Here is a 15,929-nt window from a genome sequence, read left to right as displayed (position 1 = left end):
GTTTAACTAACGTAAAGATTGGTATAATGCGCTTTTTTGTAACAGCGAAAGAGTTATATGACCCAGCCTGTAAACACCGTCAAGCTTGAGGCAAACACCGGGCCACACCATTTTGGTCAGAGGTTAGATCAGGTTTTGGCTGATTTGTTCCCTGAATATTCCCGTTCAAAGTTAAAAAATTGGATTCTGGAAGGGAATGTCACTGTGGATGGCGATGTTTTGACCACTCCCCGGCAAAAAATGCTGGGTGATGAATATGTACAGGTCACGGCTGAAATGGAAGTGCAGACCGCCAGCCTGCCACAGAAAATCGACCTGAACATTGTATACGAAGATGATTCGATCTTAATTCTTAATAAGCCTGCTGATCTGGTGGTTCACCCCGGGGCAGGTAATCAGGACGGCACTTTGCTGAATGCGTTGCTGGCCCATGTACCGGGTATTGAAGTGGTGCCACGGGCGGGCATTGTGCATCGTCTGGATAAAGATACTACGGGTTTGATGGTGGTGGCGAAAACCGTTCCGGCGCAAACCCATCTGGTTAATCAACTTCAGGACCGGGTGATGAGCAGGGAGTATGAGGCGCTGGCATACGGCACTATGGTTGCCGGTGGCATCGTCGATGCGCCTATCGGTCGTCATGCAACTAAGCGCACACTCATGGCCGTTCGTGAAACCGGTAAGCCGGCAGTCACTCACTATCGGGTTATCGAAAAGTTCCGTGCACATACGCACTTGCGCCTGAAACTCGAGACTGGCCGTACACACCAGATCCGCGTGCACATGGCACACCTCAAGCACCCGCTGGTGGGTGATACTGCCTATGGCGGCAGAACCCGGCTGCCAAAAGGCGCCACAGAGGAGTGTGTTGAAGCACTACGTGCTTTCCCCCGCCAGGCCTTGCACGCAGCGCAATTGTCTCTGTTCCACCCTGAAACCGATGAATGGATGACCTGGCAGGCGCCGCTACCTGATGACATGGTGCAACTGATCGCCACTGTGCGTGAAGACACCAAAATCAAAGGTATGGGTGACTATTAATTGTTATCACTGATTATTCCGGACTGGCCTGCGCCATCAAACATCTTTGCCTATACCTCGACCCGGCAGGGTGGTGAAAGCACAGGTGTTTATGCCGGACGCAACGTGGGTCTGCATGTTAGTGACAATGCTAGTTACGTGCTTGCTAATCGTGCGGGCTTGCCGGAATCTGACAGGCTGGTATGGCTCAATCAGGTTCATGGCAACACGGTTGTGGAACTGGATGCCGCATCACTCGCACTTGAAGCCGGTGCCATTGATGCGGATGCATCGTTCAGTCGAACGCCAGATGTTGCCTGCGCAATCATGACTGCTGATTGTGTTCCCGTATTGCTTACTAACAAAGCGGGGACTGAAGTCGCAGCGATTCATGCTGGCTGGCAGGGTTTGGAAAGTCAGATAATTGCTGAAACCGTTAAACATGTGCATACCTGTAGTCAGGATTTAATCGCCTGGATCGGTCCTGCTATCAGTCAGGCGTGTTATGAAGTACCCGACTCCCTTGCGGATCGATTTGCCCAATACGACGGTGTAATCAAGCCTGCGGGTGTCGCCGGAAAGTCATTACTTGATTTAGCTGGTATAGCCGCGAGACAATTAACAGCTTGTGGTGTAGAGCATGTGGTGAACTCTGGTTTATGCACTTATCAAGACAAAACCCGGTTTTTTTCTCACCGCCGTGCAACCCATCAGCATCATCAAACCACGGGCAGAATGGTGTCTGTTATTGGTATTAAAGCCATAGAGCCGGGTTAATTTCCCCGCTTTTTATAGAGGGTTGTGCGGGATATTCCCAGTTCACGCGCTGCCGCAGTGAGATTTCCATGGTGCCGTTGCACTGCAGCCTCAATGGCGTTTTTCTCAACATCAGCCAACGTCAGCGGCTCTGCTTCCTGAGGTCCGGCGTCGAATTCGACAAAATGCTCAGGTCTTAGCGCTTTCTCACCTTCAGCAATTACCGTGGCTAAATGAATGGTTTGTCTCAATTGCCTGATGTTGCCCGGCCAGGGCTGATTGATCAGCCATTGTATGGCATCTTCAGTAATTTCACCGTGGTTAAACGATGCAACGATGGTGGCGATCAATCGGCGCAAATCCTGACGAAGATGCAGTGGCGGCAACTTTACCTGCATACCTTTCAGACGATAATACAAGTCTTCGCGGAACAACTGCTTTGCCACCATGGCCGGTAAATCTCTGTGGGTAGCGCAAATGATGCGAATTGATAGCGGGCGACTCATTGAGCTGCCGATGCGGGTGATTTGTCGCTCTTGTAAAAACCGGAGTAAGCGGGTTTGTAATCGAAGTGGCATGTCACCGATTTCATCAAGTAGTAAAGTGCCGCCATCCGCGTCTTCCAGTTTTCCTCTTGCCCCGCCTTTTTTAGCACCTGTAAAACTGCCTTCTTCGTAACCGAATAATTCCGATTCAATTAAGTTTTCAGGTATCGCTGAACAGTTAATTGCAATAAAGGGCGAGTCAGCATCAATGGTGTCGTGTAGTGCTTTGGCGAAAACTTCTTTACCCGTACCTGTTTCACCGGTAATCATAATGGGAATATCAGCTTTGCACGCTTTTACCGCAATACCGAACTGTTTTTCGATGGCCGGTTCGGAACTCACACTCAACGGTACATAGCTTTGATGCCGCTCATTTCTAAATGTGGTGACACCAGTGGCAAGATTGCGCACATAGATATAGGTGCCATCGGGTAAAGCGCGCTTTTCGGTTCTGGCACCAAGGTTTTTCAGGCTGCTCTGATTAAACGGTAATGACCGGGAAGAAATGCGTAGTTGTAGCAATTGTCTTGCAGAGTGACTGGCAGCCACAAAATCGCCGTTTGCTGACAAAGCAACTAAACCTTGAAAGGGTGTGTTTAATAATGCGGGAGAGGACTGAATACTGAAAATATCACAACCTGCATAGTGATCGGTGAATAACTGGTTTTCTATTGCCATTGCCGATAAGCGAAGCTGTTCGAACACAACCTGAGTATTACGTTCGCCAATGCCCGTCATATCGAGGGCTCCGGCCAGTTGATTGTCAGGCCCGAAAACCGGCACCGATACACAGAAAAACCGGTCAAATTCTTTTAGATAATGCTGCGGTCCGGTGAAGACAAAAGCCCTCTTTTCCCGCAAAGTGCATGCTGGCGCCGTGGTACCGATATCCGCTTCCTGCACACGTACACCTGTTTTTAGCATGCTCAGCGGCGGGGTCCCGGCATTGGTTTTGCTCCCTACAATCACCGCGTCACTATTTACACAGAAAAGACACCAATCTTCACCGCCGAAGACGTCCCATAAACGGTCGATTTCCGGTTGGGCGGTGGCCGCTAAGTGTTCATCGGTTTCTGACAGCGGGTAGTCGTCATTCACCCGGTTTACTAACCGGCTTTCCCAGGGATGTAAACCCGCGTCCCGGGAGCGCTGCCATGAACGGGCTACCGCATCCGGTAACAGATTTTCTGGAAGAGGGTGCCCCAATAATAACTGGCGCCTTGCATCATCCAGCAAATCAGGATTTATCATAAGTTCTTGATCATTGTTATTGAACACGGCAACACCTTTACCACTTTATCTGGTTTCGATGTTATCACAATGTAAAAATAACGGATGGCTATTGATGGCAGGAAGGAGTGATTTCACCCCTTCCTGTGGCGGCAAGGTTACAGTTCGCCGATTTTGATGATGGGCTTCAAAGTAATGCCTTTTTCGCTATCTTCAGCAGCCTGATTGATATCGCCAAATTCGTAGAATTTAACTAATTTATCGAATGGAAAGCGGCCTTGATTAAACAACTCTACAAGTTGTGGAATGAAGGTTTTTGGGGTGGAATCACCTTCAACAATACCGCGAATCGATTTACCGCCGAGCAGAACATCATTCACGTCAAAGGTAGCATCGGTTCCTAATGCTGGCGCTCCGACTACACCAATGGTGCCCATCAGGCCAAGGGCATCAATCCCTTGTCTTAACACCGCGGGGCGACCGGTTGACTCAAGGGCAAAGTCGGCGCCACCACCGGTGATTTCTTTTACCCGTTCAACCACGTCTTCGTCTTTGCTGTTAATAACATGGGTTGCACCCAGTTCCTTTGCCAGTTCAAGACGGGATTCAACCACGTCGGTTGCAATAATCATGGTAGCACCGGCAACCCGGGCCGCCATCACCGACGACAAGCCTACCGCACCTGAACCATAAGACACAAAACTGCTACCCGGGGTAACTTTCAGTGAATTAATCACCGCACCGGCACCAGTTTGAATACCGCAACCTAGCGGACCTAGCAGTTCCAGTTTGGCATCTTTACTGACCTTGATGGCGTTACCTTCTAAACTCAGCGCATAAGTGGCAAAGGACGACTGAGCAAAGAAATGATCGTGCAGCGGTTTGCCATTGGCATCCTGAATAGCGGTTTCGCCATCTGTTCCGACCCCACTGAAGTTGCGGGGATAAAATTCCTGGCAGTAGGTGGCATGACCGTGGTTACAGGGTTTACAGTGTGTGCAATAACCGAAAGTGAGTACCACGTGGTCGCCAACCTTAAGATCTTTTACCAGCGGGCCGACCGCCGTAATCACCCCGGAACCCTCGTGGCCTAATACCGCAGGGAGAGGGACGGGATAGTATTGATCACGCACAATCATATCCGTGTGGCACATACCGGTTGCCACTACTTTCACCAATACTTCATCGTCTTTTGGTGCACGGATCTGCGCATCTTCTATTTCGAAAGGTGCGCCTTTGGCGCGAGTCACAGCCGCGCGGATTTTAGTAATTTCAGACATTATCTTGTTCCTTATAATGGATAGCGGGGGGCTTCAGATTGGATAGTCAGCCACTGCCACCGGGTGAATTCTTCCCAGTTAGCAGCGCCACCCACACTGGTGCCATTACCGGATGCCCCGGTTCCACCAAATGGATTAACTACCTCATCATTGACAGTCTGATCATTTATATGAAGCAGACCGGTGTTGAGTTGCTGACTTAAGTTGAGCGCCCGCCCCACATTAGTGGCGATGATGCCCGCTGATAAGCCATACTCGGTTTGATTCGCCAGTTGCGCCGCTTCCTCGTCAGTATCGAAAGGGATAACAACGGCAACCGGACCAAAAATTTCTTCATTAAAAGCCGGATTTTCCGGCGTCACACCGCTGAGGACGGTTGGTTGGAAAAACAAATCTGAATAATCGCCGCCAGCCTCTATCTTGGCGCCGTCTTCTACTGCCGCCTTGAGAATCCGGCTAATGTTGTCTCGCTGTTGCTCATTAATGATTGGGCCAAGTGCGACCTGCCCGGTGGCAGGGTCTCCTACAGGCAGTTGCCCGGCTTTTTCTGCCAGCTTACTGACAAACACCTGATAGATTTTACGCTGCACAAGAATACGACCGGTTGACATGCAAATTTGCCCCTGATGTAGCCAGGCGCCCCAGGTCGCGTTCGCGATAGCAAGATCTATGTCGGCATCTTCCAGAATAATCAGTGAGTTCTTTCCACCCAGTTCCAGGGACACTTTTTTGAGGTGGCGGCTGGCAGCTTCGCCTACTTTTTTACCTGCGCTGGTCGAGCCGGTAAACTGAATCATCGCCACATCCGGGTGCCCGGTTAATGCGGCGCCGGCCGCGCCATCACCCGGTAACATATGCAGTATACCTTCAGGTAATCCGGCTAATTCGAACACCCGGGCGATAGTAACGCCGCCGCACACGGCGGTTCGGGGATCAGGTTTAAGCACAACCGCATTGCCCACTGCAAGCGCCGGAGCAACCGCCCGAATGGCAAGATACAATGGAAAGTTAAATGGCGAGATAACGCCTACAACACCCAGAGGTTTACGACGGGCGATACTGATTTTGCCCGGCGCGGCAGGTAAGACTTCTCCCTGGCTTTGTGAAGGCAAGGCTGCGCTTTCGTTCAGTACTTTTATACTGAGTGAAACTTCAAATTCGGCCTTTGCCCTTATCGAACCACTTTCACGGATCAACACATCGGTGATGTCGTTAAAGTGCTCTTGCATCACCTGAGCGGCTTTGCGCAATACCGCAGCCCGCTCTTCAAAGTGGGTGGTAGACCACGCAGGGAAGGCTTTTTTCGCTGCAGTACAACTTTGACTCACATCTTCCGGACTCGCCATGGCGATTTGTCCAAGTTCTTTTCCCGACGCAGGTTCAGTCACAATAACCGGCTTGGCTGAACCAGATACCCATTTGCCGGTAAATAGTTTTTCCTGCCAAATCGCATTGGCAATGAATGATTCTGTCATTACAACCTCTTTCGCTCAGGCTCTCAGAGCCAGTGAATGATTCATCGGTGTCGATGTACACCTTATTAACAGCATCACCTGTGCCAGCCGCTGTTTTCGGGCAATAGGTATCGAAAATGTCCAGTTAATGAACAATGCGATTGTCTGGCATGTTCATAACCTGAACGCTGTACGCGAAACGTGAGAGCCGTTTGTAAATTTTTCGATTGTGGAAGGAAGAATCGAAATGACCCACTAAAAAGATTGACTGACGTCAATAAGTGGATAGGTTCGTCACTAATTTTTTGCGTAATGAACTTGAATAGCATGTGTACGATACCTATTTAAATAGCACTACTTTTGCAGGGGATTTTTCATGCGATTAGATAGATTTACCAGTAAATTTCAATTAGCGATTTCCGACGCACAGTCTCTGGCACTGGGTCGGGATCATCAGTTTATTGAGCCCGTGCACCTGATGACAGCCATGCTGAATCAACAGGGCGGCTCTGTACGTCCGTTACTCGATCAAGCCCACGTAAATGTGAATGCGTTACGCTCTTCTCTGGCTGAAGCGATCGAGCGGCTTCCACGGGTTGACGGCATCGGTGGCGATGTACAGTTAAGCAAGGACAGCGGAATTTTGCTGAACCTGTGCGACAAGATTGCCCAGCAGCGCAAAGATGAATACATCACATCTGAAATTTTTGTGCTGGCAGCGCTTCAGGACAAAGGCAAATTAGGTGATTTGCTGAAAAGCCTGAATGTGACAAAGGATCAAATCGAAACGGCCATTGATAAAATGCGTGGCGGTCAGAAAGTGACAGATCCTAACGCTGAAGATGTGCGTCAGGCGCTGGAAAAATACACCACTGATCTGACCGAACGGGCAGAACAGGGCAAGCTGGACCCGGTGATAGGCCGTGATGATGAAATCCGCCGCACCGTGCAGGTATTGCAACGCCGGACCAAGAATAACCCGGTGTTAATTGGTGAACCCGGTGTAGGTAAAACCGCCATTGTTGAAGGACTTGCCCAGCGTATTATTAATGGTGAAGTACCGGAAGGGCTGAAGGATAAGCGGGTACTGTCCCTCGACATGGGCGCGTTAGTGGCCGGTGCGAAGTACCGTGGTGAATTTGAAGAACGGCTGAAAGCGGTACTCAATGAACTGGCCAAAGAAGAAGGCCGTGTCATTCTGTTCATTGATGAGCTTCATACCATGGTCGGCGCCGGGAAAGGCGACGGCGCGATGGATGCCGGTAATATGCTTAAGCCAGCGCTCGCTCGCGGTGAACTGCATTGTGTGGGCGCAACCACGCTGGACGAATACCGTCAGTATATCGAGAAAGACGCTGCTCTTGAACGTCGCTTCCAGAAAGTGCTGGTGGATGAGCCGAGTGTGGAAGATACCATCGCCATTTTACGTGGTTTGAAAGAACGTTATGAGCTTCACCACTCGGTAGATATCACCGACCCGGCCATTGTCGCGGCGGCTACATTGTCACACCGTTATATCAGTGACCGTCAGTTGCCTGATAAAGCTATCGATCTTATTGATGAAGCGGCTTCCAGCATTCGTCTGCAAATTGATTCCAAGCCTGAAGATATGGATAGGCTTGAGCGCCGCATCATCCAGTTAAAACTGGAAGAGCAGGCACTGGCAAAAGAAACAGACGATGCCAGCCACAAGCGCCTGGAAATGATCGAGCTGGAGCGTGAACAGGCTGAAAACAAATTGTCCGGTCTGGATAAAATATGGCGCGAAGAAAAGGATGCGATGCAGGGCACGCAAACCATCAAGTCTGAACTGGAGCAGGCGAAACTCGATTTGGAAATCGCCCGCCGGGCGTCAGATCTGAATCGTATGTCAGAGCTGCAGTACGGTCGTATTCCTGAGCTGGAAATGAAGCTGGAAAAAGCGGCGGAGAACGAAACAAAAGAAACCTTCCTATTGAAAAACAAGGTTACCGACGCTGAAATTGCAGATGTGCTGTCCCGCTGGACAGGTATTCCCGTATCCAAAATGCTTGAGGGTGAACGGGAAAAACTACTCAGAATGGAAGATGTACTTCATAAGCGGGTAGTGGGGCAGGCGGAAGCGGTAAATGCTGTGTCCAACGCTATCAGACGCTCACGGGCTGGCCTGGCAGATCCAAACCGACCCATTGGTTCGTTCCTGTTTTTGGGGCCTACCGGTGTAGGGAAAACCGAACTGTCGAAGGCACTGGCCGGTTTCCTGTTTGACACGGAAGATGCACTGGTACGTATCGACATGTCTGAGTTCATGGAGAAGCATTCGGTATCCCGTTTAGTGGGGGCGCCTCCGGGCTATGTTGGCTACGAAGAAGGGGGTTATCTCACTGAAGCTGTGCGGCGTAAACCGTATTCCGTGATCCTGCTGGATGAAGTCGAAAAGGCCCATCCTGATGTGTTTAATATTTTGTTGCAGGTGTTAGACGATGGTCGTCTGACAGACGGGCAGGGGCGTACGGTAGACTTCAAAAATACCGTTGTGATCATGACATCAAACCTGGGTTCTGACGTGATTCAGGACACCCACGACGACAGTCAGTACGATGAAATGAAGCAACGAGTGATGGGCGTGGTCGGACAGCACTTCAGGCCCGAGTTTATTAACCGTGTGGATGATCTGGTGGTATTCCATCCGCTGGGTAAAGAGCAAATTAAATCCATTGCTAAAATACAGCTGGCATCATTACGTCAGCGTTTATCTGAAAAAGGTTACAAACTGGAGTTGTCCGGTGCGGCCATGGATAAGCTGGCGGACGCAGGTTTTGATCCGGTGTTCGGTGCCCGTCCACTGAAGCGGGCTATTCAGACACAAATCGAAAACCCGCTGGCACAGCAGCTGTTATCCGGTGTGTTGTTACCTGAATCAACAATTCGTATTGATGTGAAGGACGATCACCTTATCGTGATGTAAGCCATTCCGTCTCTGGTTTGGAAATAAGATGTCCGGACAAAATGAAAGACCCCTCTGCCTGGCAGAGGGGTCTTTTTTATTCATTAATGATCTGAGTTCATTGAGTCACTGAAGACTTTTGTTGTTTGCGTCTCCAGAATGCCAGTGAGCCACCCATCAGGAACAGCGCCAGAGTACCGGGTTCAGGTACATCGGTTTGTGGCATTTCTTTTTTGGAAAAACCGATAGAAGCCAGTTTAAAGGCATCGTCATACAAGGTTCCGCCAATATCTCCGAACACCAGATTATACGCTCCAATCAGCCAGTATTGGGAATAGGTTGTATCCATATCCACCATCGCCAGATTGGTGTCTTCGCAATTAAGTACGTCATACGAACCCACTGCCAGCGCCTCTCCGGCTATATCTGCCCAGGTGTTTGCACCGGATGTAAGCATAGAGGTGTCGTTCAGAGCTGCTACAGATACCTGTGTATCACCGCTGTTCCAGAGCCAGCTGAACGTTGCTCCGGTTACATTAACCTCTTCATCAAAGGAGATAAGGTAAAAATCGTAATCGGTTTCAATTATGTGATAACCGCTGGCATACCAGTCTAGATTAATATTGTCTGCGGCATGCTGGGGGACACCATATTCGCCACTGCGGGTGTCACTGGTAAACGGCGTGTTAGTCACATCTTTATTGATGATACCGTAACCGTCGCCATAATTAATCAGGCTGGCTGTTTCTACAATGTCGTCGCTCAGGTAGTGCTTGCCGTTGGACTGGTTGTAGGTGTAATCGTAATTACGGGAAGAAAAGCCCCGGCCTCCCGTATCCGAATACGCTGTTGTACTGATTGTCACGCCATCGACAACGGCGCTGCTGATACCATCGTTGGCAATCATGTAACGCAAATCTTCAGCAAAGTAGTCACTGGCTGAGCAGCCGGTGTGATTATCGCCACACTTACTGCTCCAACTGGTAGCCTGTGCAGGTACGATGAATATCCCTGACGCAACCAGTGTGGTGACACTCATAATTTTATTAAACTTCATAAATAAAACCTTACGTGGGGACAATGAATCACTGTCTTCACTTTGAGTACAATTAACCGTTTATCTTCCTGCTCTTACACCCGGAGGGTTGCGACAGAAATCTCTTACGTGACGCCTGGAGGCACCCGTATGCTGAACGGAATACAGGCTTGTATTGTAGTTTGGGCGGGCCCTTTATGAAGTATGCGTCTTTATACAAAGGGGACAGGATGAATACAGAGCGCGGGTGTGCTGTGCAGGATAAAAGAACAAAAAAGCCGCACGGAAAACGGGGTTCAGTGCGGCCTGATTATTTCAGAGTCAGGTGCGGTGTGTCATATACCGTTAAGTAGTCTGACTGCCAGCGTCTTGCCGTTGTATTCCACTTCAGAGTTGGCAGCCAATTCAAGGTGTTCCTGCGCTTCAGCTTCGCGTCCCATCTTCACCAGCGTGTACCCGAGGTGGAAGCGGAGTTTCGGGTTAGTCGCCTGACGACTGAACGCCCGTCTCAACATTTCCAGGCTTTCAGCATATTTTCCTTCGTTCGCCAGTACCCAGCCATAAGTATCCAGTATTTCCGGATCGCTGGCATTCAACTGAAATGCCTCTTTAATCCACTGACTGGCCTGAATGGTATTTGTCTGAGCTGACATTTCTGCCAGACGATTCAATACTTTCGGTTTGTTCAATACATTGGGTAATTTAGCCAGCTCGATATATACAGGTATCGACTTCTCAAATTCCCCGGCATTATAGAAATACTGTGCAAGTAAATTAGCCGGTAACAGGTATTCAGGCTGTTCTTTCATTAATTTTCTGGCAATCGATACAAAACCGTCAGGGTTGTTGCCCCGTTCAGCCATTTTATAAGCCGCCAGAAGAGGTTGAGCATAAACAGGTGCGATAGTCAGTGAGCGGCCATATGCCTGAGCAGCTTTATCAAAACTGTTGCGACTTTCTGCCAGCAGGCCGGCCACATACCAGAAGTCTGCGTTGTTCTGGTTTTTCTCGATACGTGAAGCAATAGTGTTCGCCGCGTCAGATACTTTACCCATTGCGATCTGCAGTTTAGCCGTATGCAGGGCAAGATCATTATCGTAAGGAGAGATTTCTCTGGCAGTTGTGAATGCAGCCAAGGCTTCATCAGGACGCCCAAGTTTAATCAGGATGTTGCCGTAACGCTCCAGATATTTTGAATTAGTCTGGATAAAGTCCCTGGCAAGCACAATGGCCTGTTCGGCTTCGTCAGCTCTGTCCATACCGATCAGAATGTCGGCTTTCTGCAGCAAGTATGCAGGATTGTCAAAATCCTCTTTAAGGAGTTTGTCTAACTGGTAGAGTGCACCACTCATGTCGCCTTTGGCTGCGGCAACCTGAACCAGTTTTACCCGCGCTTCCTGGTTGTTCGGATGCAAGGTAAGCACATCTTTGTATATCAGTACCGCATTATCAATATCTTTAAGTCTTAGCAAGTTTTGTGCTTTCAACAGTTGCGAAGGAACATGACGGGGAACTTGTGCCAGTAACGCATCGAGGAGTTCCAGCGATGCAGGCAGGTTACCCGTCTTAGCATCCAGAGCTGCAAGGTTGAATCTGGCTGAAAAACTGCTCTCATTGATACTCAGGGCTTTATCCAGCAAGTTACGGGCTTTGGCAAATTCTTCCTGTTGTATAAATAACGTAGCTTTTAAATTATAAACATCGGCTTTGTCAGGAAAAATGTCGATGAGCGCATCTACTGCTTTATGAGCATCATCATACATGCCGAATCGCATTTTCATAGATGCGTAGGTAAACAGGAAGGTCGGATTAAGTTGCTGAGCAGGATAATTTTTATCTAGCAGCGCCAGCGCCTGTTCTTCCATTCCCCGTACTGTCATCAACTTAATTTTAAATAGTTGCAATTGCAGGGTATTAGGAAATTCTTCTTCCAATGCGCGAACAAGACTGTCTGCCCGGAAGCTTTTGTTCTGCTCTATAAGCAAATCACCCAGCAAAAGGGCTGCATTTAAATCCTGCATCAACAATGACTGCTTTTTCTCCAGCAGTGTTAAAGCCAGTTTAGGGCGCTGGGTAGAAATATATGCTTTGGCCAGTAATTTTATTGCCTGCAAGTCATCAGGCACCTTACCCAGGTAACGTTCGAAATCGCCAACCGCTTTTTCGATGTTGCCATTAAAATAGGCAGTAAGGCCGCTGATATAAATAAGTAGCGGTTGGGATTCAACTACGTCCGGCGACAACTCGGAGAGTGTATTACTCAGTTTCTGAATTTCAGTACTGTTTGATGTGACCGTCTGTTCCTGTGTCATCAACCAGTTGTTAAGCAGAATAGCCAGTGGATCGTCCGGAGTACGGGACATTATTTCATCCACATAGGCACGGGCACTTTCAAAGTCATCTCTGGCAATGTAGATATTAACCAGATTACGCAGAGCAATAGGATCGTCTGAATTTATTTCAAGTGCACGTTTAAAGTCTTTGATAGCGGTATCAACGTCGCCCTGACGGTAGCTGAGCTGACCTGTCAGGCGCCACAGAATGGCACTGTTATCATCAATTTCGCGGGATTGTGCGAGAAAGTCTTCAGCGGTATCTGTATCACCGGCCCGCATTGCAATTGCAGCAAGTCCGTTCAGCGCATTGTCCTTATTATAGGGCATGGCAAGCATGTCCTGATAAGCTTGTTCGGCACAGACGTCATCGTCAAGTTTGGTACAGGCTGTTGCCCGGATCTGTAGCCAGCTTGATTTTTGTTTAGAGCCCAGACGCTTGTACTCCTGAAAATCAAGAATGTCGCGGAAGCGGTTCATAAACAACCAGGCTGTTCCCAGCGGTTCTGCAACCAGATTCAGGTCAGCGCCCATGTCGATGGCTTCCTGAAACTCCAGTTCAGCAGCACGCACATAACCGTTTTGCAGAAGCAGGCGACCCATTAATATCTTGGAAGTCAGGTTATCAGGATCTTTTTGCAGACTATTTTTCAGGTGAACAAACGATTCTTCATATCGTTTTGCATTGTAGGCTTCCAGTGCCTGTTCATAATCTTCAAAGGTTGTAGCATGGGCTGATCCAATAAGGCTCAGTCCGGCCAGACCGAAGAGCGCGCAGCGCACGCGTGAAGCTAACATCCGTTGATTTTTCATAATTCACCTGAATTTGCCGAACAAAAAAGGTGGCATTAAGCCACCTTTTTACGGGTAATGCCTGTTAAGGCTTAATCATTACGATTAAGCACTACGTCTTCTGCGCCACATTGCCAGGGCGCCGCCCATGAACAACATTGCGAATGTACCTGGTTCAGTTACCTGCGTTGTTGGTGGCTCTTCACCTGGCTTTTTGTTAAAGCCTACGCTGGCTAACTTGAAACCGTCATCGAACATATCGTAACCGATGTCGCCGAAGACTGTGTTATACGCTCCGATAATCCAGTATTGAGAATAAACATTATCCAGACCGCTGATTTCTGCTAAATCAGTATCGTCACAGTTCAGAACATCAAATGAACCGACTGCCAGCGCATCACCTGCTATGTCGCCCCATGTATTCACGCCTGAAGTAAGCATAGATGTATCACTTAGTGCTGCAACAGAAACCTGTGTATCCGTTTCCTTCCACAGCCAACTAAAAGTTGCACCGGTAACATTTACTTCTTCGTCGAAGGAGATCAGTACGTAGTCAAAATCTGTTTCCACATATTTCTTACTGCTCCACCATGAAGAGTTAATGATTTCCTGGTTATCAGCAGAGTGAGCCGGAGATGATGTTCCTTCGTCTGCATTGATTACACCATAGCCATCACCATAGTTTTGAAGTGTGGCTGCTTCAACATTTTCGTCTTTGTAAACATAGTTACCAGAAGTATATTTAGTTGAAGCTGCTGTATCAGAGTAAGCAGAAGCATTGATGGTTACACCATCAACTACTGCATTGCTGATACCATCACTGGCCAGACTGTACATTAAGTCATCTGCGAAATAGTCAGCTGCATTACAGCTATCACCTGTGTTGCCACCATTACCACAGCCGTTATGCCAATTGCCTTTGTAGCCAGTTGCCATAGCCGGTGCAGTAATAGCACTTGCAAGGACGAGTGTCGTCACTGACGCGATCTTACTTATCTTCATATTAAAAACCCCTTTTATACCTCGATTTCATACCTCAATCCGATTTAAGCACTTACTGTGCCATTGTTCATGTTATTGTTTTTAAATAAAAAGTTGGGGCTGGATCTAAGTTTGAAAATTCCTACGTAAAAAATACTGACATGATACAAAAGTAGTTAAATTAATTTTATTTGTTATAATTCAATGTTTTACTGGAAGATCTTGCAAATTAAATTGAGGTATGTCAGCTCATACTAAGTAATAATCATTCTCCGATATATTTGAACCGTGCGTAGTGCGGGTATGTATGAAATAATGGATTGGTCAGTATTAATTAACTTGAGGTTTTATGACGGACACAAAAAGGAAAGGCATCTACCTGTTGCCTAATTTACTTACCACCGCAGGGTTGTTCTCGGGTTTCTATGCCGTAGTCGCGTCTATGAACGGCAGTTTCGAAGCTGCTGCGGTTGCCGTTTTCGTTGCAATGATATTTGATGGACTCGATGGAAGGGCTGCCAGGATCACCAACACCCAAAGTGCGTTTGGTGCTGAATACGACTCTATGGCCGACATGGTGTCCTTTGGGGTTGCTCCGGCGCTTGTTGCTTACAACTGGGGTTTAAGTGAATTAGGTAAGCTGGGATGGCTCGCCGCCTTTATATATGTAGCTGGTGCAGCGTTACGTCTGGCGCGGTTCAATACGCAGGTGGGTATTGCTGACAAACGATTCTTTCAGGGGTTGGCAAGCCCGGCTGCTGCAGCCGTTGTATCCGGGTTGGTCTGGGTAGGCGTTGAATATGATGTGAATGGCAACGATTACGGTTTTGTTGTAGCACTGATAACCGGTGCGGCCGGCTTACTTATGGTAAGTAACTTTAAGTATAACTCTTTTAAAGAAGTAAACTGGAACGGCAAAGTTCCTTTTGTTGCGCTTCTTATTATTATGCTTATATTTGTAATTGTGGCGACAGAGCCTGCATTAGTGCTTTTCCTTGTCTTTGCCCTTTATGCACTTGCCGGACCCATTAATACATTCCGTACGGTTGATAAGGTAACGCTTCAGGATGTAGTGGGGGATCATGAAGAGAAGGACGCCGATTTTTCTGTTGATGATGATAAGGCAGATGAAAAAACTGTTGATAATGATGAACCAGAGCATAAGTCATAGCACCGGTTACCTGAAATAATCTAGAAAAGAGATATCAGAACAGGCGAAATTAAGACGTTTTGTTTATTTAACTATCAATGTGTTTGAAAAGCGACCGCTCAGGTCGCTTTTTTACTTTTTACGGTAATTAAGGGTTGACGGGAAGGTTCATGTGAGTAGAATGCGCGTCCTCGGTTCAGGGAGCTGAAACAAAGCACCGAAAACGAGTTTTTGGAAAGCGTTTTGAGAAGAAAAAACTTCAAAAAAATGATTGACAAAAAAGTGATGCAGAGTAACATACGCATCCCGCTTGAGACGGCTAACAGCAAGGCTTAAGCAATTGTTCTTTAAAAATTTATAACAAGACAATCTGTGTGGGCACTCGTTAAGAGTGTCAACCGACGATTCATAAAAGTTTTTCGATAT

The 15,929-nt window shown here is 48.1% G+C and carries 10 protein-coding genes; 4 read left to right on the top strand and 6 right to left on the bottom strand.

Annotation, left to right across the window (positions count from 1 at the left end; all coding sequences use genetic code 11):
* Positions 1–57 precede the first annotated feature (57 nt).
* Both rluD and pgeF read left to right on the top strand, forming a co-directional pair.
* On the top strand, positions 58–1,041 hold the full coding sequence (gene rluD / locus ACXAG2_RS19830; protein ID WP_474869886.1) for a 23S rRNA pseudouridine(1911/1915/1917) synthase RluD: 984 nt from the start codon (positions 58–60) through the stop codon (positions 1,039–1,041).
* Positions 1,042–1,797: a peptidoglycan editing factor PgeF gene (gene pgeF / locus ACXAG2_RS19825; protein ID WP_474869884.1), complete on the top strand. Its 756-nt coding sequence runs from the start codon at positions 1,042–1,044 to the stop codon at positions 1,795–1,797.
* On the opposite strand, the gene ACXAG2_RS19820 is transcribed toward pgeF, so the two are convergent.
* The 3 genes from ACXAG2_RS19820 to ACXAG2_RS19810 all read right to left on the bottom strand — a co-directional run bounded on the left by ACXAG2_RS19820 (position 1,794) and on the right by ACXAG2_RS19810 (position 6,306).
* Entirely contained in the window at positions 1,794–3,572 is a 1,779-nt protein-coding gene (locus ACXAG2_RS19820; RefSeq protein ID WP_474869881.1) for a sigma-54-dependent Fis family transcriptional regulator, read from the bottom strand. The genes pgeF and ACXAG2_RS19820 overlap by 4 nt on opposite strands.
* Positions 3,573–3,709: 137 nt before the next feature.
* Positions 3,710–4,831, bottom strand: a complete 1,122-nt coding sequence (locus ACXAG2_RS19815) for an NAD(P)-dependent alcohol dehydrogenase (protein ID WP_474869878.1) — start codon at positions 4,829–4,831, stop codon at positions 3,710–3,712.
* An 11-nt stretch (positions 4,832–4,842) separates the two neighbouring features.
* Positions 4,843–6,306, bottom strand: coding sequence for a benzaldehyde dehydrogenase (locus ACXAG2_RS19810; protein ID WP_474869876.1), 1,464 nt, complete (start codon positions 6,304–6,306; stop codon positions 4,843–4,845).
* A gap of 355 nt (positions 6,307–6,661) precedes the next feature.
* On the opposite strand from ACXAG2_RS19810, the gene clpB reads away from it, so the two are divergent.
* Complete coding sequence (clpB, locus tag ACXAG2_RS19805) at positions 6,662–9,232, top strand: ATP-dependent chaperone ClpB (RefSeq protein ID WP_119501907.1); 2,571 nt, start codon at positions 6,662–6,664, stop codon at positions 9,230–9,232.
* Between the two features lie 97 nt (positions 9,233–9,329).
* Here clpB and xdp1 (ACXAG2_RS19800) read toward each other — a convergent pair whose 3' ends face one another.
* The 3 genes from xdp1 (ACXAG2_RS19800) to xdp1 (ACXAG2_RS19790) form a co-directional block, all read right to left on the bottom strand.
* The gene (gene xdp1, locus ACXAG2_RS19800; RefSeq protein ID WP_474869875.1) at positions 9,330–10,268 is read right to left on the bottom strand and encodes an exosortase-dependent surface protein XDP1; all 939 of its coding nucleotides are present in this window, start codon (positions 10,266–10,268) and stop codon (positions 9,330–9,332) included.
* Positions 10,269–10,582: 314 nt separating this feature from the next.
* Positions 10,583–13,393, bottom strand: a complete 2,811-nt coding sequence (locus tag ACXAG2_RS19795; protein WP_474869872.1) for a tetratricopeptide repeat protein — start codon at positions 13,391–13,393, stop codon at positions 10,583–10,585.
* 84 nt (positions 13,394–13,477) lie between these two features.
* Positions 13,478–14,374, bottom strand: a complete 897-nt coding sequence (gene xdp1 / locus ACXAG2_RS19790; protein WP_474869869.1) for an exosortase-dependent surface protein XDP1 — start codon at positions 14,372–14,374, stop codon at positions 13,478–13,480.
* 328 nt (positions 14,375–14,702) lie between these two features.
* On the opposite strand from xdp1 (ACXAG2_RS19790), the gene pssA reads away from it, so the two are divergent.
* Positions 14,703–15,524, top strand: coding sequence for a CDP-diacylglycerol--serine O-phosphatidyltransferase (pssA, locus tag ACXAG2_RS19785; RefSeq protein ID WP_474869866.1), 822 nt, complete (start codon positions 14,703–14,705; stop codon positions 15,522–15,524).
* Positions 15,525–15,929 lie beyond the last annotated feature (405 nt).

This window comes from Alteromonas sp. ABH4_456 (assembly GCF_056160645.1).
The sequence above is the reverse complement of the archived record's forward strand: the minus strand, read 5'-3'. Positions and strand labels throughout refer to the sequence as shown.

What these genes read in the sequence shown, in the direction of transcription:
- rluD (WP_474869886.1), top strand. Translation starts at nt 58, where the DNA reads ATGACCCAGCCTGTAAACACCGTCAAGCTTGAGGCAAACACCGGGCCA.
- ACXAG2_RS19820 (WP_474869881.1), bottom strand. Translation starts at nt 3,572, where the DNA reads ATGATAAATCCTGATTTGCTGGATGATGCAAGGCGCCAGTTATTATTG.
- ACXAG2_RS19815 (WP_474869878.1), bottom strand. Translation starts at nt 4,831, where the DNA reads ATGTCTGAAATTACTAAAATCCGCGCGGCTGTGACTCGCGCCAAAGGC.
- ACXAG2_RS19810 (WP_474869876.1), bottom strand. Translation starts at nt 6,306, where the DNA reads ATGACAGAATCATTCATTGCCAATGCGATTTGGCAGGAAAAACTATTT.
- clpB (WP_119501907.1), top strand. Translation starts at nt 6,662, where the DNA reads ATGCGATTAGATAGATTTACCAGTAAATTTCAATTAGCGATTTCCGAC.
- xdp1 (WP_474869875.1), bottom strand. Translation starts at nt 10,268, where the DNA reads ATGAAGTTTAATAAAATTATGAGTGTCACCACACTGGTTGCGTCAGGG.
- ACXAG2_RS19795 (WP_474869872.1), bottom strand. Translation starts at nt 13,393, where the DNA reads ATGAAAAATCAACGGATGTTAGCTTCACGCGTGCGCTGCGCGCTCTTC.
- xdp1 (WP_474869869.1), bottom strand. Translation starts at nt 14,374, where the DNA reads ATGAAGATAAGTAAGATCGCGTCAGTGACGACACTCGTCCTTGCAAGT.
- pssA (WP_474869866.1), top strand. Translation starts at nt 14,703, where the DNA reads ATGACGGACACAAAAAGGAAAGGCATCTACCTGTTGCCTAATTTACTT.